Consider the following 19,435-nt stretch of genomic DNA (forward strand, 5'->3'; position numbering starts at 1 on the left):
TGGATCTCCGGATGGGTTGAGGGTCGCCGATCGCCTAACTTCGAGTTGTGGCCGCGAAGACGCGGACACGACCACTCGAGGACCACGGAGGCGGCATGTCGGCCCGATCGCACACCCTGCGCGACCCGGCGAAGTCGGGCAGCATCGAGGTCCAGCTCCCCTGGTGGGCGATCGCCCTTCCCGCCGTCGCCTTCGCGTCCCTGCTCCTGCTGATCCTGAACCCGGCGGACGCACACGCGGCGACCAGCGAGCCGGTGATCACCAACCTCCTGGAGCGCATACAGACGATGATCCTGCGCACGGCCTGATGACCCCGCTCCCGCAGGCTCCGTCACCCGCGCCGGGGGACCGCGCCAACTCCCTGCGCCCCGTGGCGCGTTTCATGCGAAGCTGGGATGCATGAGCGTCGCAGAACCCCGCAGGATTGTCCTCTTCCGGCATGCGAAGGCCGACTGGCCGCAGGTTGCCGACCACGAGCGGCCGCTCGCCGAGCGCGGACGCCGGGACGCCCCCGTCGCCGGGCGCAAGCTGGCCGACAGCGGCAGCGCCTTCGACCTGGCCCTCTGCTCGACCGCCGCCCGGACTCGCGAGACGTGGAAGCTCGCCGTCCAGGAGCTGCCGCAGCGACCGAAGACCGTCTACGAGGAGCGGTTGTACGAAGCCTCTCCCGGCGAGCTGATCGCCGTGCTCAACGAAATCCCGGACGACGTGCAGAACCTCGTCCTGATCGGCCACAACCCCGGCGTCCAGGGTCTGGCCGACGTCCTCGCGGGGGACTCCGAGGGTGACGCCAGAACGAGGCTGAACCGCAGGGGCTTCCCGACCGCGGCCTTCGCCGTTCTGACGTACGCCGGTTCGTGGAAGGCGCTCGAGCCCGGCGTGGCCACCCTCGTCGACTACTGGGCGCCGTCCGAGTAGTTCCTCTCCCCGTCCACCGTCAGGGGCCCGGCACCACAGTGGTGCCGGGCCCCTTTGACGTATGCGATCGACGTACGCGCTGCGCGCGGGGTGGTCAGTCCGTGTGCGTGTCCGCCGCCTCGACCTCTTCGCGGGTGATGCCGAGGAGATAGAGGACGGTGTCCAGGAAGGGGACGTTCACCGCGGTGTGCGCTGCCTCGCGGACCAGGGGCTTGGCGTTGAAGGCGACACCGAGCCCCGCCGCGTTCAGCATGTCCAGGTCGTTCGCGCCGTCGCCGATCGCGACGGTCTGCTCCAGCGGGACCCCGGCCTCCGTGGCGAAACGGCGCAGCAGCCGGGCCTTGCCCGCACGGTCGACGATCTCGCCGGTCACCTTGCCGGTGAGCTTGCCGTCGACGATCTCCAGGGTGTTGGCCTGGGCGAAGTCGAGGCCGAGACGTTCCTTCAGATCGTCGGTGACCTGAGTGAACCCGCCCGAGACGACGCCCACTTGGTAGCCAAGGCGCTTGAGGGTGCGGATGAGCGTGCGGGCACCCGGAGTGAGCCTGACCTCGGAGCGGACCTTGTCCACGACCGAGGCGTCCAGGCCCGCGAGGAGCGCGACGCGGGCGTGCAGCGACTGCTCGAAGTCCAGTTCGCCGCGCATCGCGGCCGACGTCACCTCGGCGACCTCTTCCTCGCATCCGGCGTGCGCCGCGAAGAGCTCGATCACCTCGTCCTGGATGAGCGTCGAGTCGACGTCCATCACGACCAGGCGCTGGGCGCGGCGGTGCAGGCCCGCCGAGACTACGGCGACGTCCACGCCGAGCCGCGCGGCCTCTATGGCCAGGGCGGTGCGCAGCGGCTCGGTCTCGGTGCCGGACACCGCGAACTCGACGGCGGTGACCGGGTACTTGGCGAGCCGGAAGATGCGGTCGATGTTGCCGCCGGTGGCGGTGATGCTCGCGGCGATCGCGGCGGTCGACTCGGAGGTCAGCGGGTGGCCGAGGACGGTCACGAGCGAACGCCCCAGGCCACGCGGCCGGTTGTCGCCGATGCCGGAGATGATCTCGGCCTGCATCTTCATGGACTCCGCCCAGCTGTGGACGGTGGCCCGCAGGTCGCCCTCCAGACCGGCGGGCGGCTCGGTCACGAGCGCGCACAGCACGATCCGGCCACGGGTGACGACCTGCTCGATGTCGACGACGTCGACGGAGTAGGCGGCGAGGGTGTCGAAGAGTCCGGCGGTGATGCCGGGGCGGTCCTTGCCGAAGATCTTGACGAGGAGCGTCGGGATGTCGGCGGGCTGAGGGGGCTGCGAAGCACTCATGGTGATCCCTACGGTATCCGCCCTCCTGGCGCGGGTGTCCTGCGGTCCGAGTGCCGGACATCCGTTGTTCCCTGGCTTGGTGCCTACGGTCTGCTGGCTCGTTGGGTTGCTGTATCGCCGCATCGCGGCGGATTCCTCCCACCCGTCCACACCCGTTTGCCTCGTGACGTCTGCCTGCCGTAGGGGCTTCTCGCTGCGCGGGGTCAGCGAGAGGGGCCCTTCTTTGGGGGCGGTGGGGGAGGCGGCGGCGGTGGTGGTGGCCAGTCGGTCGTGCGGGGGCGGCGGCGGTTCGGTGGGGGTGGGGGTGCCACCGGGCCCATCACCGTCGGCGCGCCGGAGACGTCCCGGTCGGGCGGCGGGGAGTCGTCCCGGGACCGGGAGGGCGGGCGGGCCGCGTCCGTCGTACGCAGGTAGGGGTTCGTGTCGGGGTTCGGCGGCCGGTACGGAGCCCCGGCGGCGTATGGTCCCGCCCCCGAAGGTTCAGGCACGTCCGGACCCGGCCCGGCAGGGACGACCCCCGCGCCGGAAGCCAGCGCGAACCGTGAGGCCCTGCTCCCCGCAGCCCCCGTGGCCAGGGCGAGGAGCGCCCCCGCCATCCCCGCCCCGAACCCCCACACCGCCCCGAGCAGCGCCGCCGTCCCCAGCCGCCCGTGCAGCTCGACCCCCGCGCCGAACGCGTCGAAGCCGAACACGGAGAGCGAGGCGTCGGCGGACACCTCGGTCAGCCGGGCCAGGAGCGGAAGCCCGAGCGCCGTCACGACCCCGAGCCGCACCCCGCACCGCCCCGCGAACCCGAGGGCGGACACTTCAGAGGCGGACGATCCAGAGGCGGACAGCGCGTCCCGGACGCGGGGAGTCCGCGCAGCCGTCAGCACCCCCGCGAACAGCATCATCACCGCCGCCGCGACGCCCAACAGCCAGACCCTGCCGTCGAGTTCGGCCAGGCGCCCGAGCGTGAGCGGTTTGTCGGAAGGACCCGTCAGGAGATCGTCCACCGGATCGGGCAGGAAGCGCGTGAGCGCACCCGTCGCCCTGCCGTCCCACGGCACGAAGAGCCCGACCGGGATGCCGAGCCACACGCCGTTCGGCGCCCCGAGCAGCGCCGCGCCCGCGATCCGCTTCGGGTGATCGTCGCCGACCATCGCGTACGCCGCCGCGGCGAACCCCGCGGCGACCGCCACCAGCACCACCGTGACCAGCGCGGAGACGGCCGGTCGTACCACCCGGTGCAGGCCGTCGAGGGCGCGCGGCAGCGGTGTGCGCCGTGATGCGAGGAGAGCGATGAGCAGCACGCCGATCACCCAGACCGCACCGCCGAGCAGCGTCGGCCCGGTGTCGACGGTGAACCCGACCGAGGCCTTCGCCTTCGCCAGGTCCCCGAGCCGGTCGGGGAGCAGCCCGCCGATGTCCCCGATGCCGCCGGGCAGCTTGTCGGTGATGCCGTCCGGCAACTGGTCGATGCCCTCCCCGATGCCCTTGTCGATGCCGAGCTGCTTGCCGTCGATCGTGATGATGTCGTGACCGGCCCAGGCGAGCCCCGCGAGCATCGCCAGGAAGAGGGCGATCACCGCGCCCAGGCGCGCGCAGAGTTCGGCGACCGGAATGAAGGCGCCCGCCCCGCGCAGGGAGCGCAGGAAGAAGTGGGCGAGGAGCAGTGCGCCGACCAAACCCACACCGAGTGGCGCAATATCGACTGCTGTGGTCGCCTCGGCGCCGTCCAGGCCGAACGCCGAGACATCACCGGACGGCGTGACCGAGCCTCCCGCGCCCAGCGCGACGGTCGCCGCCGTCATCGGGCCGAGCCCGCCGACCGCGTCCGCGCCGAGCAGATGCAGTCCGAGCGCGGCCGTCCCCGCCATGCCGACCAGTGCCCAGCTGACCGCGGCGATCGCGGAGAGCAGCACATCGCCCCACCGCACGCCCCGGCTCTCACTGTGGTGTTCTTCGGCCTGCATCAGGACCCCCCGGACCGCAGCGCGTTGCCCCAAATGCACTTAATGCTCTCAATGAGCATGATCCGTATGCACTGATGGGCGCTTACTACTCTCCGGGGCGATTTCTTCTCCGTCAACGGGGCAACCCGTCACGCCCGTACGCAGTCTTCACAAGGCCCGACTTTCGGTCAGAGCCCTCCGCCTGAAATAGTTCCTCCCGATGTTCGACATCCCTAGACTCCCCATCGATGGGGGCTAGCTCGGGGGACAACTCAGTGGGGCATGGAGTGCCGGAACTCGTACTGGAATTGAATGGCAGGACCTGGACGCTGGATGCGTCCAGGCCGTACACCCTCGGACGTGATCCGCAGGGGGATATCTCGCTCGACGACGCCAGGGTGTCCTGGCGTCACGCGTCGATCAGCTGGAGCGGCCGCAGTTGGGTCATTGAGGACCACGGCAGCACCAACGGCACCTTTGTGCAGGGCCAGCGGATCCACCAGATGGAAATCGGCCCGGGTTCGGCGGTGCACCTCGGCAACGCGACCGACGGTCCGCTGGTGAACGTATCCGGTGGTGCCGCGGGTGCGGCGGCCGCGGCCGTCTCCGCGCCGCAGCACGCCCAGCAGCAGGCCGCGCCGCAACACGCGCCCCAGCAGCATCAGCAGGAAGCTCCCGGCTGGGCCGCTCAGGCCCCGCAGCAGCAGGCACCCCAGCAGCAGGCCCCGTACCAGGCGCAGCAGCAGGGCTGGCAGCAACAGCAGCCGCCGCAGCATCAGCACCAGCCTCAGCAGCAGCACCAGCCGCACGTGCCCCAGCAGCAGGGTGGCCCGTCCGAGCAGTTCGCGCAGAAAGCTCCGGGTTCCGGCGGCGCCGCGGGGGCACCGCCGGTCTACGGCGACCGCAGCCCGACGACGTTCCACCAGCTGGCTCTGGGCCGAAAGATGCGCATCGGTCGTGCGCTCGAGAACGAGCTGGTCGTCTCCGACCTGCAGGTCTCGCGCCATCACGCCGAGTTCACGGCGACGCCCGACGGCCGTTTCGAGATCCACGACCTCGGGTCCCACAACGGCACGTACGTCAACGGCCAGCCGATCGCGAAGTCCTCGACGGTCCTGATCGGCCCGAACGACATCGTCGGCGTCGGCCACTCGACCTTCCGCCTCGTCGGCGGACAGCTCGAGGAGTTCGTCGACACCGGTGACGTCTCCTTCTCGGCCCGTCACCTCACGGTCACGGTCGACGGCGGCAAGCAGATCCTCAAGGACGTCTCCTTCGGCGTTCCGGAGAAGTCGCTCATCGCGGTCATCGGCCCCTCGGGTTCCGGAAAGTCCACCCTGCTCAAGGCGCTGACCGGCTACCGGCCCGCCAACCAGGGCGACGTCCTCTACGACAACAGGAACCTCTACAAGCAGTTCGCGGAACTGCGTCAGCGCATCGGTCTGGTCCCGCAGGACGACATCCTGCACAAGGAGCTGACCGTCAAGAAGGCCCTCAAGTACGCGGCCAAGCTGCGCTTCCCCGCGGACACCACGGAGGCCGAGCGCGAGTCCCGCATCGACGAGGTCCTGCGCGAGCTCAAGCTGGACATCCACAAGGAGAAGAAGGTCACCTCCCTCTCCGGTGGCCAGCGCAAGCGCGTGTCGGTGGCCCTCGAGCTGCTGACCAAGCCCTCGCTGATCTTCCTGGACGAGCCGACCTCCGGCCTCGACCCGGGCATGGACCGCGACGTCATGCAGCTGCTTCGCGGCCTCGCCGACGACGGCCGCACGGTCCTCGTCGTCACGCACTCGGTCGCCGAGCTGGCGATCTGCGACAAGCTCCTGGTGATGGCGCCGGGCGGTTCGGTGGCGTACTTCGGTCCGCCGGAGGAAGCCCTCAACTTCTTCGGCTACAGCACCTGGGCCGACGTCTTCTCCGCCTTCGAGAACTACCGCGACTACGACTGGGCGGGCCGCTGGAAGGGCTCGCAGCACTACCAGATGTACGCCGCGGACATCGACGCCGTCGCCGCACAGTCCGTACAGATGGCGCCGCCCCAGGCGGTGCGGCCGCCGAAACCGCAGGGCTGGGGGTCACAGCTGTGGACCCTGATCCGGCGCTATGTCTCGGTGATCGCCTCCGACAAGGGCTTCATGGGCCTGATGGTGATCCTGCCCGCGGTCCTCGGCATCGTCAGCGTCGTGATCCCGGCCGACTTCGGCCTCGGTCCGCCGAAGCCGCCGGTCAAGTTCAACGCCGACGCAGGCACGATCATGCTGATCCTCGCGGTCGGCATGTGCTTCTCCGGCGCGGCCAACTCCGTACGTGAGCTGATCAAGGAACGGGTCATCTACGAACGGGAACGGGCGACCGGCCTGTCCCGCTCGGCGTACCTGATGTCCAAGGTCATCGTCCTCGGCGTGATCACGGCGATCCAGGGCGTCATCATCTGCGGCATCGGCTTCGCGCCGCGTGACCTGCCTGCCGAGGGCCTGATCATGCCTCCGGCCGTGGAGATCTGCCTGACGATCATCGCGCTCGGCTTCACGTCGATGATGTTCGGCCTGGTCATCTCCTCGCTGGTGAAGACCTCCGAGAAGACCATGCCGCTCCTGGTGATGTTCGCGATCGTCCAGGTCGTCTTCACCGGTGTCCTCTTCCAGATCTACGGCTCGCCGGGCCTGGAGCAGTTCGCCTGGCTGATGCCGTCCCGCTGGGCCATCGCGGGCGCGGGCTCCACGCTCGACCTGGCACACCTCATGCCGCCGTGGGACCCGAAGAAGCCGGGCGACCTCGATCCGCTGTGGGACCACTCGGTCGGCCAGTGGAGCCTGAACATCACGGTCCTGATCCTGCTCGGTGTCATCTGCGGCCTCGCGGTCGCGCGTCTGCTGCGCCGCCACGAGCCGGAGGTCATGCGCAAGTAAGTGCGTCACGGCGTACGAGAAGGGCGGCACCCCGTGTGGGGTGCCGCCCTTCGGCGTCTTGAGAACCTCGGCTTCGGCTGAAGAGGTCCAGTGATCAGGCGATCAAGGCTCAGTAGGCGCCGTTCACGTTGTCCATCGAGCCGTACCGGTCGGCGGCGTAGTTGGCCGCGGCCGTGATGTTGGCGACCGGGTCGTAGATGTTCGTCGAGGTGCCGTCGACGTGGTACGCGTTGAACGTCGGCTGGATGACCTGGAGCAGGCCGATCGACGGGGTGCCGTTGATGGCGTTGATGTCCCAGCCGTTCACGGCCTGCGGGTTGCCCGCGGACTCCCGGATGATGTTGCGGTGCAGACCCTCGTACGAGCCGGGGATGCCCTTGGACTTCATGATGTCCAGGGACTGGCGGATCCAGCCGTCGAGGTTGTTGGCGTAGACGGGCTTGCGGGCGGCGGCGCGGCTCGCGGCCTCCTCGGCCTTGCGCTCGTCCTCGGCCTTCTTCTTCGCGGCGGCCTCGTCGGCGGCCTTCTTGGCCTCGTCGGCCTTCTTCTTCTCCGCGGCGGCCTTCTCGGCGGCGTCCTTGGCCTGCTTGTCGGCGTTGGACTGCTGCTTCGAGACGTTGGCGTGGACGGCCTGCTGCGCGTTGGCGCCCGCGGCGAAGGCCACGGGGGAGACGTCGCTCGCGGCCTGGGTGGTGGCCTCGGAATTGCCCGGCACGAGGGAGAACGCGAGGGCGGCGGCGCCGAGCGTGGCGACACCGGCGATCGAGAGCTTCTGGGTCTTGGTCACGGTCGAGCGACTATGACCAGGAAAGGTGTGCTTGGACATGCGAGTTGGACCTCTTCGAATAGCGGAGGTCGCTCTGGTCCGGCTGGGGGACATGTTGCTTCTCCGGCACAAACGCCGCGGTGGTGAGACCGCGGCGCCGAGCGACGGGAGCAATTCTTAGCGGCAGCAAAATTCTGTGGCAAAGGCGTGACGTACGAACCCGGATAGTGGATCAGGGGGTCGGGATGTGCCCTTTATGGCCATGGACCCCCCGAACATAAAGGGATTTCTTATCCACTAGGGACCTTCGTACGTGATGTGCGTCCTATGCGCGGGCTCACATCGAACACGTAACAGTCTCACCAGGAGTTGCCGTCGCAATGCTCTCGGTGAGGATCCTCATCCCGGAGGATGAGGTGGACGTCCCCGAACTCGTGCCACAGGTAGAGACGGCGTACCGCCTCCGCATAACCCCGCTCGATCGCCGCCCGCCCCGCGACGGCCTCCAGCATCAGCAGATGCGACGCCTCCGGCTCATGGAGCCCCGTCAGCAGGCCGTCCACCACCCGCACCCCGCGCTCCGGGGTCACCACGAGCTCGGTCCTGCCCGCCGCCGCCCGCACCACCCCGTCGGCCCCCGCGGCGGACTCCACGGCGCGCACGGCCGTCGTACCGACCGCGACGACCCGGCCCCCGCCCGCCCGCGCGGCATTGATCAGCCGCGCCGACGTCTCCGGCACCTCGAAGAGCTCCGGGTAGGGCGGCTCGTGCGCCTCCTGCGATGCGACACCGGTGTGCAGCACCACCGGCGCGAACTGCACGCCCCTGCTCACCATCTCCGCCACCATCGACGCCGTGAACGGCCGCCCCGCACTCGGCATCTCCGCACTCCCCGCCCCGTCGGCCGACGGCAGTCCGAACACGGTCTGGTAGGCGGCGAGCGGCTGGTCCCTCTCTGTATAGGAGTAACGAATGGGACGCCCGTGCCGCCGCAGCAGTGCGAGCACGTCGGCCGACACCCGCACCCACCACAGCCGCAGGCTCTGAGCCGCCATCGGCTCCTCATATACAAGGCGTACGTTTCCGGGGAGCCGCACCACCGAACCGGCCGGACCACCGCCACGCGCGCGTGTGGTGCCCTTCCCGTCCGGATCGCGCAGCTCCACCGCCCACCGCCCGTCCGCGCCCCGGGTGGAGAAGTGCACCACCACGCGCGCGTGCCCGAGTCTCCCGTCCACCGCCGCGGGCAGCGTCGTCGACGTGTTGACCACGAGCAGGTCCCCGGCCCGCAGCAGCGCGGGCAGCTCCGTGAAGGTGCGGTGCGTGACCTCGGTGCCCCGCGACACCAGCAGCCGCACCGCGTCCCTGCCGAGCCCCGCACCACGCTCCTCGGCGGGCACCCGGGCGACGAGGGAGTCCGGCACGCACAGCGGCGCGCCCAGGACGTTCACAGGGCACCCGCGGACAGCAGCGCGGACGCCGTGTAGCGCCCGCTGGCGGGCCGCTCGGCGAGCAGCCGCAGGAAGGCCGGTGCCACGGCCTCGGGCAGTGGCCTCCCGGACGGATCGTCGACGGGCACAGCGGCCCGGTACAGGTCCGTCCGCATGTCCCCGGGGTCGACGGCCCACACCCGGACCTCTGGCTCCTCCTCGGCGAGAACCGCGGAGAGCTGATCGAGGGCGGCCTTGGACGCGCCGTACCCGCCCCACGTCCCGTACGCCTCGACGGCCGCGTCGGAGCTGACGTCGACCACCGCCCCCGCGGACTCCCGCAGCAGCGGCAACGCCTCCTGCGCCAGCCCGAGCGCCGCCACCACATTGGTCTCCAGCGCCGCCCGCAGCCCGTCGAGCGCGAGCTCGTCCAGTCGTACGAGAGGCTCCGCACCCAGCGCGCTCGCGTTGTTCACCAGCAGATCCAGACCCCCGAGCCGCCGCGCCGCCGCCACCAGGTCCGCCCGGTGCCCCGCATCCGTGATGTCCCCGGCCAGCGCCTCCACACGCGTCCCGTACGTGCGCAGCCCGCGCGCCGACTCCTCCAGGACCACGGCGCTCCGCGCGTCGAGCACGAGATCCCATCCCGACTCCGCGAGGGCCGCGCCCAACGCACGCCCCAGACCCTTCGAAGCCCCCGTGATGATTGCTACCGGCATGACATCCGTCCCCTCGGTTGGCTCGACCGGACCACCACCGAAGGAACGCCCACGCCCCTGACACCTCGTACAGGAGCCGCAACTCCCCGGGTCCCTTCGCCCTAGTACCGGACCATCGACCTAGGCCCCGGGCCCTAGGCGGAGGCCTCCACAGGTCGGATACGCACTGTCACACCCCGCCGGTACCGTGTGACCATGAGTCAAGGACCCCGATCCGGCCTGACCGCGGTGAGCTCCGCGCTCCTCGCCATGAGCAGGCACCTCGAGGTGCGCGACGTCCTCAAGACGATCGTCGCCTCGGCCCGTGAGCTGCTCGACGCCGAGTACGCCGCGCTCGGGGTCCCGGACGACCACGGCGGCTTCGCCCAGTTCGTCGTCGACGGCGTCAGCGAGGACCAGTGGAAGTCCATCGGCCCGCTGCCCCGGCAGCACGGCATCCTCGCCTCGATGCTCCAGAAGGGCGAGACCGTCCGCCTCGGCGACGTGCGCGAGGACCCCCGCTTCGGCGGCTGGCCCGCCGCCCACCCCGACATGTCCGACTTCCTCGGCGTGCCCATCCGCTCCGACGACGAGACGCTCGGCGCGCTCTTCCTCGCCAACAAGAACTGCCCCAAGATCCAGGGCACCTGCGGCTTCACCGAGGACGACGCGGAGCTCCTCGCGATCCTCGCCCAGCACGCCGCCATCGCCCTCACCAACGCCCGTCTGTACGAGCGCAGTCGCGAGCTGACGATCGCCGAGGAGCGCTCACGCCTCGCCCACGAACTGCACGACGCCGTCAGTCAGAAGCTCTTCTCCCTGCGCCTGACGGCACAGGCCGCCACGGCCCTGGTGGACCGCGACCCGTGCCGGGCCAAGGACGAGCTGCAGCAGGTGGCGGTGCTCGCCGCCGAGGCCGCCGACGAACTGCGCGCGGCCGTCGTGGAGTTGCGCCCGGCGGCCCTCGACGAGGACGGCCTGGTGGCCACCCTGCGCACGCACATCCAGGTGCTGCACCGCGCGCACTCCGCCCGGGTCACCTTCGAGAGCAACGGAGTGCGGGCACTCCCCGCCTCCCAGGAAGAAGCCATGCTGCGGGTCGCCCAGGAGGCCCTGCACAACGCTCTGCGCCACTCCGGCGCGGAGCACGTCGCCGTGCTCCTGGACAAGCGCGGCGCCGGTGCCGCCCTGCGCGTCGTCGACGACGGCTCGGGCTTCGACCCGAAGGCGATACGCCGCGCGGGGCGCCACCTCGGCCTGGTCTCCATGCGGGACCGGGCGAGCGGGGTCGGCGGACGGCTGACCGTGGAATCGGAGCCCGGCAAGGGCACAACGATCGAGATGGAGGTCCCCGGTGGCTGACGCGGTGCTCAATGCGAAGACTGGGATCCGGGTGCTGCTGGTCGACGACCACCAGGTGGTCCGCCGAGGCCTGCGCACGTTCCTGGAGATCCAGGACGACATCGACGTCGTCGGGGAGGCTTCGGACGGCGCCGAAGGAGTCGCGCAGGCCGAGGAGTTGAAGCCGGACGTCGTCCTGATGGACGTCAAGATGCCCGGCATGGACGGCGTCGAGGCGCTGCGCAAGCTCCGCGAACTGGCCAACCCCGCGCGCGTGCTCATCGTCACCAGCTTCACCGAGCAGCGCACGGTCGTCCCGGCCCTGCGTGCGGGCGCAGCGGGGTACGTGTACAAGGACGTCGACCCGGACGCCCTCGCCGGAGCCATCCGCTCCGTGCACGCGGGGCACGTGCTCCTGCAGCCCGAGGTGGCGGGCGCGCTGCTCTCCCAGGAGGAGACGGGCGGCGGCCAGGGCAGGGGCGGTTCGCTCACCGAGCGCGAGCGCGAGGTCCTCGGCCTGATCGCCGACGGCCGCTCGAACCGGGAGATCGCCCGCGCCCTCGTCCTCTCCGAGAAGACCGTCAAGACACACGTCTCGAACATCCTGATGAAGCTGGACCTGGCCGACCGCACCCAGGCCGCGCTCTGGGCCGTACGGCACGGTGTGACCGGCTGAGCAGGCCACGAGCCCGGTGCGGGGGCGGCTCCGGAGCGCGCCAGGAGCGTCGACTTGCGGTCTGAGATTCATACCGTCGTGTGGATGTCCCCCGGATGGCGTATCCCCCGGGGCGGTCGAGCGTTCTCCAGTGCGTGCTGCGGCGGCTGGCCGCAGCTTCTGCTCAGGAGGATCGTAGAAGTGAAGAACCTGAAGAAGGCCGCTGCCGTCACGATGGTGGCCGGTGGCCTGGTTGCGGCCGGTGCCGGTATGGCTTCCGCCCACGGTGGCGCGCACGCCGACGGAGTCGCCAAGAACTCGCCCGGCGTCGTCTCCGGCAACCTGGTCCAGGCCCCGGTCCACGTCCCGGTGAACGTCTGCGGCAACACCGTCACCGTCATCGGCGGCCTCAACCCGGTGTTCGGCAACGTCTGCAAGAACCTCTGATCGCATCCTGCGAGCAGCACGTCCCCTGACCCCGCCATCCCCGGGGTCGCCCATGTCAGCAGGAGGAGCACGTCCCATGAACAGCATCGCCAAGAAGGCCGCCCTGGCCGTCGTCGCCGCCGGTCTCGCCGCGGGCGCGTCCGCCGGAGTCGCGTCCGCCACCTCGGACGCCCAGGCCGACGGCGTCGCCACGAACTCCCCGGGCGTCGGCTCCGGCAACCTCGTCCAGGTGCCGATCGACATCCCGGTCAACGCCACCGGCAACAGCGTGAACGTCATCGGCGTTCTCAACCCGGCGTTCGCCAACCACACGGTGAACCACTGAGGCACACGCCCCAGCACGGCCCCGCGGACCTCACCGGTCCGCGGGGCCCGCGCCGTTCCAGGCCCAGCAGGTCACGGCAGTGGCCTCAGCGCCCGCCCCGCTCCCGCTCCTCGACGCTCGAGTTGTACGCGGCCACCTGCGCCCTCCGCGCCGTCCGCTCGACCGGCCGCAGCGCCTGGCCCCGCGCCGCCATCTCCGACGCGCTCACGGCGCCGCCGGGCCCGTTCTCGTACGCCAGTGAGATCAGCAGGCCGATCCGCTGAGCCAGCTCCAACACCCTTACCGCGCGCGGCGGATAGCCGGGCGCCAGCAGCTCGCGCCCCCGCTCCGCCCGCGCCCGGTACGCGTCGAGCGCGGCCTCGGCCACCGGCCCCGACCCCGCGACGTCCAGCCGGGACAGCACCTCCGTCGCCTCCCGCAGCGCCTCCGCGAGCTCACGCTCCGCCTCGCCGAGCGAGGGCACATCGGCGGGCGGCGCCTCGCGCACGGGCAGGCAGTGCCAGACGACCTCCACGTGCACGTCGCCGTCGGGCCCCGCCTCGTACACCTCGGGCACGAGCCCGTACGGCGCGCCGAACCCGACGACGGCTTCCTCCGCGTCCAGAGCACGCGCATTGAACTCGGGCGGCCCGCTCAGCCCCAGCGGATGCCCCGGTGCGGGCAGCGCCACCCGCAGACCGGTCACCCCCAGGGAGCGCAGCCGCCCCATCGCGAGCGTGAGCCCGACCGGGCCCGGCTCCCCGGGAAGTCCTTCGACCCGGTGCACCGCGTCGTCGCCGACCATCGCGAGCACGGCGTCATCCGGAGAAACAAGTCCGGCCAAAAGGGCATTTCCCCATGCGGCCAGGCGTCCTGAGCGTGGTTCCGAGAGCATGCACACAGCCTAAGGACCGGGCTCACGACAGGAACGGTCGGCCGGTGGCGTAGGTTTTATCCGGGGGCCGCGTCCACAGGCGCGAGCGACGACCGAGACTGCAATGGGAGACAGCGCGCTCATGAGCGATGTACTGGAGCTTGAGGACGTATCTGTGGTCCGCGAGGGCCGGGCTCTGGTGGACCAGGTCTCCTGGTCGGTCAAGGAGGGCGAGCGCTGGGTCATCCTCGGACCGAACGGCGCGGGCAAGACCACCCTCCTCAACCTCGCGTCCAGCTACCTCTACCCGAGCACCGGCACCGCCACCATCCTCGGCGAGACCCTCGGCAAGCCCGGCACGGACGTCTTCGAACTGCGCCCGCGCATCGGCGTCGCAGGCATCGCGATGGCGGAGAAGCTGCCCAAGCGGCAGACCGTCCTGCAGACCGTGCTCACCGCGGCGTACGGCATGACCGCAGGCTGGCACGAGGACTACGAGGACGTGGACGAGCAGCGCGCCCGCGCCTTCCTCGACCGCCTCGGCATGAGCGACTACCTCGACCGCAGGTTCGGCACCCTCTCCGAGGGCGAGCGCAAGCGCACCCTGATCGCCCGCGCCCTGATGACCGACCCCGAGCTGCTGCTCCTCGACGAGCCCGCCGCGGGCCTCGACCTCGGCGGCCGCGAAGACCTCGTGCGCCGCCTCGGCCGCCTCGCCCGCGACCCGATCGCCCCCTCGATGATCATGGTCACCCACCACGTCGAGGAGATCGCGCCCGGCTTCACGCACGTCCTGATGATCCGCCAGGGCAAGGTCCTCGCCGCGGGCCCGCTGGAGCTGGAGCTCAGCTCCCGCAACCTCTCCCTCTGCTTCGGCCTCCCGCTGGTCGTCGAGCAGAAGAACGACCGCTGGACCGCCACGGGTCTTCCGCTCAGCTGATCGGTGCCCTGTCCCGAAAGGGACCTGCGGTCCTACCATGACCACGTGGACATCGACGCATGGGTGTGGTGGCTGATCGGGGCGGCCGCGCTCGGAATCCCGCTCGTACTGACCGCGATGCCGGAGCTCGGCATGCTCGCCGTGGGTGCCGTCGCGGCCGCCGTGACCGCGGGTCTCGGCGGCGGCACCGTGCTGCAGGTCGTGGTCTTCGCCGCGGTCTCGGTGGCGCTCATCGCCGTCGTGCGCCCGGTCGCGACCAGGCACCGCTCCCAACGGCCCGAACTGGCGACGGGCGTCGAGGCGCTGAAGGGCAGATCGGCCCTCGTGCTCGAACGGGTCGACGGCTCCGGCGGCCGCATCAAACTGGCGGGCGAGATCTGGTCGGCCCGCTCACTCGACACCGACCGTGCCTACGAAGCGGGCCAAGAGGTCGACGTCGTCGAGATCGACGGAGCGACGGCCGTCGTCATGTGAATGACCCACGGTCAGTACGACGGTCTGACAGACTCGACCAGCAAGATCTTCGCGACGCGCGGGATCTTCCGGGAACACCGAGGCACGAAGGGTACGGGGAGCCACGATGGAACCAATCATCATCGTCCTGATCATTCTGGTGGTGCTGGTTTTCATCGCCCTGATCAAGACCATCCAGGTCATTCCACAGGCCAGCGCGGCCATCGTCGAGCGCTTCGGCCGCTACACCCGCACGCTGAACGCCGGACTGAACATCGTCGTCCCGTTCATCGACTCGATCCGCAACCGCATCGACCTGCGTGAACAGGTCGTCCCCTTCCCGCCCCAGCCGGTGATCACCCAGGACAACCTGGTGGTCAACATCGACACCGTCATCTACTACCAGGTGACCGACGCCAGGGCCGCGACGTACGAGGTCGCCAGCTACATCCAGGCGATCGAGCAGCTCACCGTCACCACCCTGCGCAACATCATCGGTGGCATGGACCTGGAGCGGACCCTGACCTCCCGCGAGGAGATCAACGCGGCCCTGCGCGGCGTCCTCGACGAGGCGACCGGCAAGTGGGGCATCCGCGTCAACCGCGTCGAGCTCAAGGCGATCGAGCCGCCGACCTCCATCCAGGACTCGATGGAGAAGCAGATGCGCGCCGACCGTGACAAGCGCGCGGCGATCCTCCAGGCCGAAGGTGTCCGGCAGTCGGAGATCCTGCGCGCCGAGGGCGAGAAGCAGTCCGCGATCCTGCGCGCCGAAGGTGAGGCCAAGGCGGCCGCCCTGCGCGCCGAGGGCGAGGCCCAGGCGATCCGCACGGTCTTCGAGTCCATCCACGCGGGCGACCCCGACCAGAAGCTCCTCTCCTACCAGTACCTCCAGATGCTCCCGAAGATCGCCGAGGGCGACGCCAACAAGCTCTGGATCGTGCCCAGCGAGATCGGCGACGCCCTCAAGGGCCTCGGCGGGGCGCTCGGCAACTTCGGCCCGCTGGGCGGCGGCTCCGGCGGATCGGCCCCCGCCACCGAGCGCCGCGAGCAGCCGCCGATCGACTGATACGCAGAACGTCCGACCCGGCGTACGACGAACCCCGCGCCCCTCCGAGGAGGAACGCGGGGTTCGTCGTACGTCCACCGGCCGCCCTGCCGTCCGGCATCGCGACTACGCGGCGGGCTGGGCCAGCCAATCGGGCAGCGAGGCCAACTCGTCCCTGCCGAGCGACAGGAGCATCGCGTCGGCGGGCGTCGGCTCGAACGGCTGCCGCAGCAACGGCATACCGGCCTCCTCCGGAGTACGGTCCGCCTTGCGGTGGTTGTCCATCGCGCACGAAGCCACCGTGTTCAGCCAGGAGTCGGCGCCGCCCTGCGACCGCGGCACCACGTGGTCCACCGTCGTGGCACGCCTGCCGCAGTACGCACACCGGTGCCGGTCCCGGACCAGCACACCCCGCCTCGACCACGGCGCCTGTCTTCGGAACGGCACCCGCACGTATCTGCACAGCCTGATCACCCTGGGCACGGGGATGTCTATCGCCGCGGCGCGCACACGGAGTCCGGGGTGGGCGTGTTCGACCACGGCCTTGTCCTGGAGCACCAGAACGACGGCCCGGTTGAGCGACACCGTCGAGAGCGGCTCGAAGCTCGCGTTCAGCACCAGCGTGTCCCGCATCAACCTGCCCACCTCCCGTATGCACCGGCCCACCGCCTGGCGGGCTGGGATCAACTCTGGCCGGGCACGCCGAGATGGACAACGCAATAAAAAATGCCCGCCTCTGATCACTTCCATGACCAGAGGCGGGCAAACAATCGGTGAACGCTCAGTACTCGAGAGCCGCTCAGCTCTCCGCGGGAGCCGCGTACTCGGCGATCACCTGGGCGCGCGCCAGCGTGTGGAACCGGAGGTTGAAGCCCACGAACGCGGGAGGGGCGTCCGAGTCGGGACCCAGCTTCTCCTGGTCCACCGCGTAGACGGTGAACACATAGCGGTGCGGCCGGTCGCCCGGAGGCGGCGCCGCACCCCCGAAGTCCTTCGTCCCGAAGTCGTTGCGCACCTGCACCGCACCCTCGGGCAGCCCCTCGAACTTCCCGCTCCCCGCACCGCCAGGCAACTCGGTCGTGGAGACCGGGATGTCGAAGACGGTCCAGTGCCAGAACCCGCTGCCCGTAGGGGCGTCCGGGTCGAAGCACGTCACGGCGAAGCTCTTGGTCTCCGGCGGGAAGCCCTCCCACCGCAGCTGCGGCGAGGTGTTCCCGGCCGCGTGGACCTGAGCGTCCTTGAGGACCGCACCCGGCTCGAAGTCCTCGCTCACGACCGTGAACGACGGCACGGGCGGATGGAAGTCATGGGGCAGCGGCGGCCTCTTGAGCTCGCTCACGTCGGCACCTCCTGGTTGATTGCTGGTCCTCGGTGATCCTCCCCGAGCCTAGAACCAGTTGCGCTTGCTGCCGACCTGGGACAGCCACTCGTTCAGGTACGCCGCCCAGTCGGTGCCCTGGAAGTCGTTCAGCCCGACCTTGAACGAACGGAACGAGTCGCTGCCCTCGCTGAACAGACCGGGCTTCTTGTCCATCTCCAGGACGACGTCCATCTCGCGGTCGTCGGCGACGAAGCTCAGCTCGACCTGGTTGAGCCCGCGGTACTGCTGCGGCGGGTAGAACTCGACCTCCTGGTAGAAGGGCAGCTTCTGCCGCGTGCCGCGGATGTGGCCGCGCTCCATGTCCGCGCTCTTGAAGCGGAAGCCCAGCTGGATGAAGGCGTCCAGGATGGCCTGCTGCGCCGGCAGCGGGTGCACGTTGATCGGGTCCAGGTCACTGGAGTCCACGGCGCGTGCGATCTCCAGCTCGGTGGTCACACCGATGTTCATGCCGCGCAGCTGCTGCCCGTCGATGCTCGTGACCGGGGTCTCCCAGGGGATCTCCAGGGTGAACTGCACGGCGTGCACCTGGTTGGCCTGCAGCGTGAAGGCGCCACCGAGCCGCACCTTGGTGAACTCGATGTCCTGCTTGGTCTCCTGGTCGTTGCCCTCGACCTCGACCCGGGCCTGCAGACCGACGGAGAGACCCTCGATCTCCTGGTCCACCGAACCGCCCTGGATCCGCACCTCACCCTGGACGACGCCGCCCGGGACCACGTTGACCTCGGCCAGCACGGTCTCCACCGAGGCGCCGCCGGCACCCAGACTCGCGAGCAGCTTCTTGAACCCCATGACACTCCATCCCCAGGCCGCCGCCTGTGGCTCGTCTCGACGTGAATACTTGATCGATAGATACGCGAGGGAACGGTGCGCGGTTCCGCACCATCCCCGGTCAACCGAGCGGCCCTTGGGCCTCCCCGAGAACGTAGACCATGTGCACTACGCTCGTACGGCATGATCGCGAGCCCTGACCGTACGCCTCTCACCCGGGACTTCTTCGACCGACCGGTCCTGGAGGTCGCCCCGGATCTGCTCGGCCGCATCCTCGTACGCGACTCGCCGGACGGTCCGATCGAGGTCCGCCTGACAGAGGTGGAGGCGTATGCGGGAGAGGTCGACCCCGGCTCCCATGCCTACCGCGGCCGCACCGCCCGCAACAGCGTGATGTTCGGACAGCCCGGCCACATGTACGTCTACTTCACCTACGGCATGTGGCACTGCATGAACCTGGTGTGCGGGCCCGAGGGCATGGCCAGTGCGGTCCTGCTGCGCGCGGGAGAGATCACGGAGGGGGCCGAGCTGGCCCGCAAACGTCGACTCTCGGCCCGTAACGACAAGGAACTGGCCAAAGGCCCCGCACGCCTGGCCACCGCCCTCGACGTGGACCGACAGCTCGACGGCGCCGACGTCTGCGGGGACCCGTCCTCCCCCTTCACCGTGTTGACCGGGGCTCCCGTCCCGTCCGACCAGGTCAGCAGCGGACCTCGCACGGGCGTCGCGGGAGAGGGGGGCGTTCACCCATGGCGCTTCTGGACGACCAACGACCCTACGGTCAGCCCTTATCGGGCCTATACGCCTCGGCAGCGACGAACTTGACGCGGCGTTGGTGCCTCCGTAATGTAGTCCGAGTCGCTTGAACCGGGTACGGCAATCTGCCAGCAGCCGGAAGCGGCCAACCACTACCTAACATCTTCCCCTCGGCGGGGTCTTATTTGGCGTGCTTGCATGCCCGAATTCGAACTCGCAGAACTCGATTATGAGTTGCGGAGGGAATCCGCTAAAGTAGTGAACACGCCGAAAGGCAAAGGCCCCCCAACGGCCACCGGAAATGAAATCCGAACCGGAAACGGAACGGAAAACGGATCTGGTAGAGTTGGAAACGCAAGAACGAAGAACAAAAGAAACACCGAAGGGAAGCGCCCGGAGGAAAGCCCCAGAGAATGTTCTGCGGGTGAGTACAAAGGAAGCGTCCGTTCCTTGAGAACTCAACAGCGTGCCAAAAGTCAACGCCAGATATGTTGATACCCCGACTCA

General features: G+C 69.7%; 20 protein-coding genes. 11 read left to right on the top strand and 9 right to left on the bottom strand.

All coding sequences use genetic code 11. The annotated features are described in order from the left end of the window. Positions 1 to 95 precede the first annotated feature (95 nt). The gene (locus tag AC068B_RS40435) at positions 96 to 308 is read left to right on the top strand and encodes a hypothetical protein (RefSeq protein WP_356268502.1); all 213 of its coding nucleotides are present in this window, start codon (positions 96 to 98) and stop codon (positions 306 to 308) included. 91 nt (positions 309 to 399) lie between these two features. Next, positions 400 to 918 carry a SixA phosphatase family protein gene (locus AC068B_RS40440; RefSeq protein WP_478676453.1) on the top strand — a complete coding sequence of 173 codons (519 nt, stop codon included), beginning with the start codon at positions 400 to 402 and terminating at the stop codon, positions 916 to 918. Positions 919 to 1,012: 94 nt separating this feature from the next. Here AC068B_RS40440 and serB read toward each other — a convergent pair whose 3' ends face one another. Together serB and AC068B_RS40450 are read right to left on the bottom strand one after the other, a co-directional pair. Continuing rightward, positions 1,013 to 2,227 carry a phosphoserine phosphatase SerB gene (serB, locus tag AC068B_RS40445; RefSeq protein WP_478676454.1) on the bottom strand — a complete coding sequence of 405 codons (1,215 nt, stop codon included), beginning with the start codon at positions 2,225 to 2,227 and terminating at the stop codon, positions 1,013 to 1,015. Between the two features lie 203 nt (positions 2,228 to 2,430). Further along, on the bottom strand, positions 2,431 to 4,182 hold the full coding sequence (locus AC068B_RS40450; protein ID WP_478676455.1) for a streptophobe family protein: 1,752 nt from the start codon (positions 4,180 to 4,182) through the stop codon (positions 2,431 to 2,433). A 266-nt stretch (positions 4,183 to 4,448) separates the two neighbouring features. Between AC068B_RS40450 and AC068B_RS40455 the strand changes: the two genes are divergently transcribed. Further along, positions 4,449 to 7,070 carry an ABC transporter ATP-binding protein/permease gene (locus tag AC068B_RS40455; RefSeq protein WP_478676456.1) on the top strand — a complete coding sequence of 874 codons (2,622 nt, stop codon included), beginning with the start codon at positions 4,449 to 4,451 and terminating at the stop codon, positions 7,068 to 7,070. Positions 7,071 to 7,179: 109 nt separating this feature from the next. On the opposite strand, the gene AC068B_RS40460 is transcribed toward AC068B_RS40455, so the two are convergent. The 3 genes from AC068B_RS40460 to AC068B_RS40470 form a co-directional block, all read right to left on the bottom strand. After that, on the bottom strand, positions 7,180 to 7,896 hold the full coding sequence (locus AC068B_RS40460; protein WP_478676457.1) for a transglycosylase SLT domain-containing protein: 717 nt from the start codon (positions 7,894 to 7,896) through the stop codon (positions 7,180 to 7,182). A 299-nt stretch (positions 7,897 to 8,195) separates the two neighbouring features. After that, complete coding sequence (locus AC068B_RS40465; RefSeq protein ID WP_478676466.1) at positions 8,196 to 9,278, bottom strand: S-adenosylmethionine:tRNA ribosyltransferase-isomerase; 1,083 nt, start codon at positions 9,276 to 9,278, stop codon at positions 8,196 to 8,198. Between the two features lie 5 nt (positions 9,279 to 9,283). Then, positions 9,284 to 9,985, bottom strand: a complete 702-nt coding sequence (locus AC068B_RS40470) for an SDR family NAD(P)-dependent oxidoreductase (protein WP_478676458.1) — start codon at positions 9,983 to 9,985, stop codon at positions 9,284 to 9,286. Positions 9,986 to 10,180: 195 nt separating this feature from the next. On the opposite strand from AC068B_RS40470, the gene AC068B_RS40475 reads away from it, so the two are divergent. The 4 genes from AC068B_RS40475 to AC068B_RS40490 all read left to right on the top strand — a co-directional run bounded on the left by AC068B_RS40475 (position 10,181) and on the right by AC068B_RS40490 (position 12,732). Then, a complete protein-coding gene (locus AC068B_RS40475) occupies positions 10,181 to 11,326 on the top strand; it encodes a GAF domain-containing sensor histidine kinase (RefSeq protein WP_478676459.1) in 1,146 nt (381 codons plus the stop codon). Further along, on the top strand, positions 11,319 to 11,981 hold the full coding sequence (locus tag AC068B_RS40480) for a response regulator (RefSeq protein ID WP_478676460.1): 663 nt from the start codon (positions 11,319 to 11,321) through the stop codon (positions 11,979 to 11,981). Before AC068B_RS40475 ends, AC068B_RS40480 begins: the two co-directional genes overlap by 8 nt. 180 nt (positions 11,982 to 12,161) lie before the next feature. Beyond that, complete coding sequence (locus AC068B_RS40485; protein WP_150219425.1) at positions 12,162 to 12,407, top strand: chaplin; 246 nt, start codon at positions 12,162 to 12,164, stop codon at positions 12,405 to 12,407. A gap of 76 nt (positions 12,408 to 12,483) precedes the next feature. Then, positions 12,484 to 12,732, top strand: a complete 249-nt coding sequence (locus AC068B_RS40490) for a chaplin (protein WP_356268520.1) — start codon at positions 12,484 to 12,486, stop codon at positions 12,730 to 12,732. 85 nt (positions 12,733 to 12,817) lie between these two features. Here AC068B_RS40490 and AC068B_RS40495 read toward each other — a convergent pair whose 3' ends face one another. Continuing rightward, a complete protein-coding gene (locus AC068B_RS40495) occupies positions 12,818 to 13,606 on the bottom strand; it encodes a hypothetical protein (RefSeq protein ID WP_356268521.1) in 789 nt (262 codons plus the stop codon). A gap of 121 nt (positions 13,607 to 13,727) precedes the next feature. On the opposite strand from AC068B_RS40495, the gene AC068B_RS40500 reads away from it, so the two are divergent. The 3 genes from AC068B_RS40500 to AC068B_RS40510 all read left to right on the top strand — a co-directional run bounded on the left by AC068B_RS40500 (position 13,728) and on the right by AC068B_RS40510 (position 16,044). Next, positions 13,728 to 14,525: an ABC transporter ATP-binding protein gene (locus AC068B_RS40500; protein ID WP_478676461.1), complete on the top strand. Its 798-nt coding sequence runs from the start codon at positions 13,728 to 13,730 to the stop codon at positions 14,523 to 14,525. Between the two features lie 45 nt (positions 14,526 to 14,570). Beyond that, on the top strand, positions 14,571 to 14,999 hold the full coding sequence (locus AC068B_RS40505) for an NfeD family protein (protein ID WP_478676462.1): 429 nt from the start codon (positions 14,571 to 14,573) through the stop codon (positions 14,997 to 14,999). A 106-nt stretch (positions 15,000 to 15,105) separates the two neighbouring features. After that, positions 15,106 to 16,044, top strand: a complete 939-nt coding sequence (locus tag AC068B_RS40510; protein ID WP_055569440.1) for an SPFH domain-containing protein — start codon at positions 15,106 to 15,108, stop codon at positions 16,042 to 16,044. A 105-nt stretch (positions 16,045 to 16,149) separates the two neighbouring features. Here the strand turns inward: AC068B_RS40510 and AC068B_RS40515 are convergent, their stop codons facing one another. From AC068B_RS40515 to AC068B_RS40525, 3 genes are all read right to left on the bottom strand, one after another. Beyond that, the gene (locus AC068B_RS40515; RefSeq protein ID WP_356268527.1) at positions 16,150 to 16,656 is read right to left on the bottom strand and encodes an HNH endonuclease; all 507 of its coding nucleotides are present in this window, start codon (positions 16,654 to 16,656) and stop codon (positions 16,150 to 16,152) included. Positions 16,657 to 16,822: 166 nt separating this feature from the next. Continuing rightward, the gene (locus tag AC068B_RS40520; protein WP_468560738.1) at positions 16,823 to 17,362 is read right to left on the bottom strand and encodes a YbhB/YbcL family Raf kinase inhibitor-like protein; all 540 of its coding nucleotides are present in this window, start codon (positions 17,360 to 17,362) and stop codon (positions 16,823 to 16,825) included. Between the two features lie 48 nt (positions 17,363 to 17,410). After that, on the bottom strand, positions 17,411 to 18,193 hold the full coding sequence (locus tag AC068B_RS40525) for a sporulation protein (RefSeq protein ID WP_356268531.1): 783 nt from the start codon (positions 18,191 to 18,193) through the stop codon (positions 17,411 to 17,413). Positions 18,194 to 18,355: 162 nt separating this feature from the next. On the opposite strand from AC068B_RS40525, the gene AC068B_RS40530 reads away from it, so the two are divergent. Then, complete coding sequence (locus AC068B_RS40530) at positions 18,356 to 18,997, top strand: DNA-3-methyladenine glycosylase (protein ID WP_478676463.1); 642 nt, start codon at positions 18,356 to 18,358, stop codon at positions 18,995 to 18,997. Positions 18,998 to 19,435: the final 438 nt, after the last annotated feature.

Source organism: Streptomyces sp. NPDC042371 (genome assembly GCF_056437465.1).

Coding starts and splice junctions, on each gene's coding strand:
- AC068B_RS40435 (WP_356268502.1), top strand. CDS start 96: ATGTCGGCCCGATCGCACACCCTGCGCGACCCGGCGAAGTCGGGCAGC.
- AC068B_RS40440 (WP_478676453.1), top strand. CDS start 400: ATGAGCGTCGCAGAACCCCGCAGGATTGTCCTCTTCCGGCATGCGAAG.
- serB (WP_478676454.1), bottom strand. CDS start 2,227: ATGAGTGCTTCGCAGCCCCCTCAGCCCGCCGACATCCCGACGCTCCTC.
- AC068B_RS40450 (WP_478676455.1), bottom strand. CDS start 4,182: ATGCAGGCCGAAGAACACCACAGTGAGAGCCGGGGCGTGCGGTGGGGC.
- AC068B_RS40460 (WP_478676457.1), bottom strand. CDS start 7,896: ATGTCCAAGCACACCTTTCCTGGTCATAGTCGCTCGACCGTGACCAAG.
- AC068B_RS40470 (WP_478676458.1), bottom strand. CDS start 9,985: ATGCCGGTAGCAATCATCACGGGGGCTTCGAAGGGTCTGGGGCGTGCG.
- AC068B_RS40475 (WP_478676459.1), top strand. CDS start 10,181: ATGAGTCAAGGACCCCGATCCGGCCTGACCGCGGTGAGCTCCGCGCTC.
- AC068B_RS40490 (WP_356268520.1), top strand. CDS start 12,484: ATGAACAGCATCGCCAAGAAGGCCGCCCTGGCCGTCGTCGCCGCCGGT.
- AC068B_RS40495 (WP_356268521.1), bottom strand. CDS start 13,606: ATGCTCTCGGAACCACGCTCAGGACGCCTGGCCGCATGGGGAAATGCC.
- AC068B_RS40500 (WP_478676461.1), top strand. CDS start 13,728: ATGAGCGATGTACTGGAGCTTGAGGACGTATCTGTGGTCCGCGAGGGC.
- AC068B_RS40510 (WP_055569440.1), top strand. CDS start 15,106: ATGGAACCAATCATCATCGTCCTGATCATTCTGGTGGTGCTGGTTTTC.
- AC068B_RS40515 (WP_356268527.1), bottom strand. CDS start 16,656: ATGCGGGACACGCTGGTGCTGAACGCGAGCTTCGAGCCGCTCTCGACG.
- AC068B_RS40525 (WP_356268531.1), bottom strand. CDS start 18,193: ATGGGGTTCAAGAAGCTGCTCGCGAGTCTGGGTGCCGGCGGCGCCTCG.
- AC068B_RS40530 (WP_478676463.1), top strand. CDS start 18,356: ATGATCGCGAGCCCTGACCGTACGCCTCTCACCCGGGACTTCTTCGAC.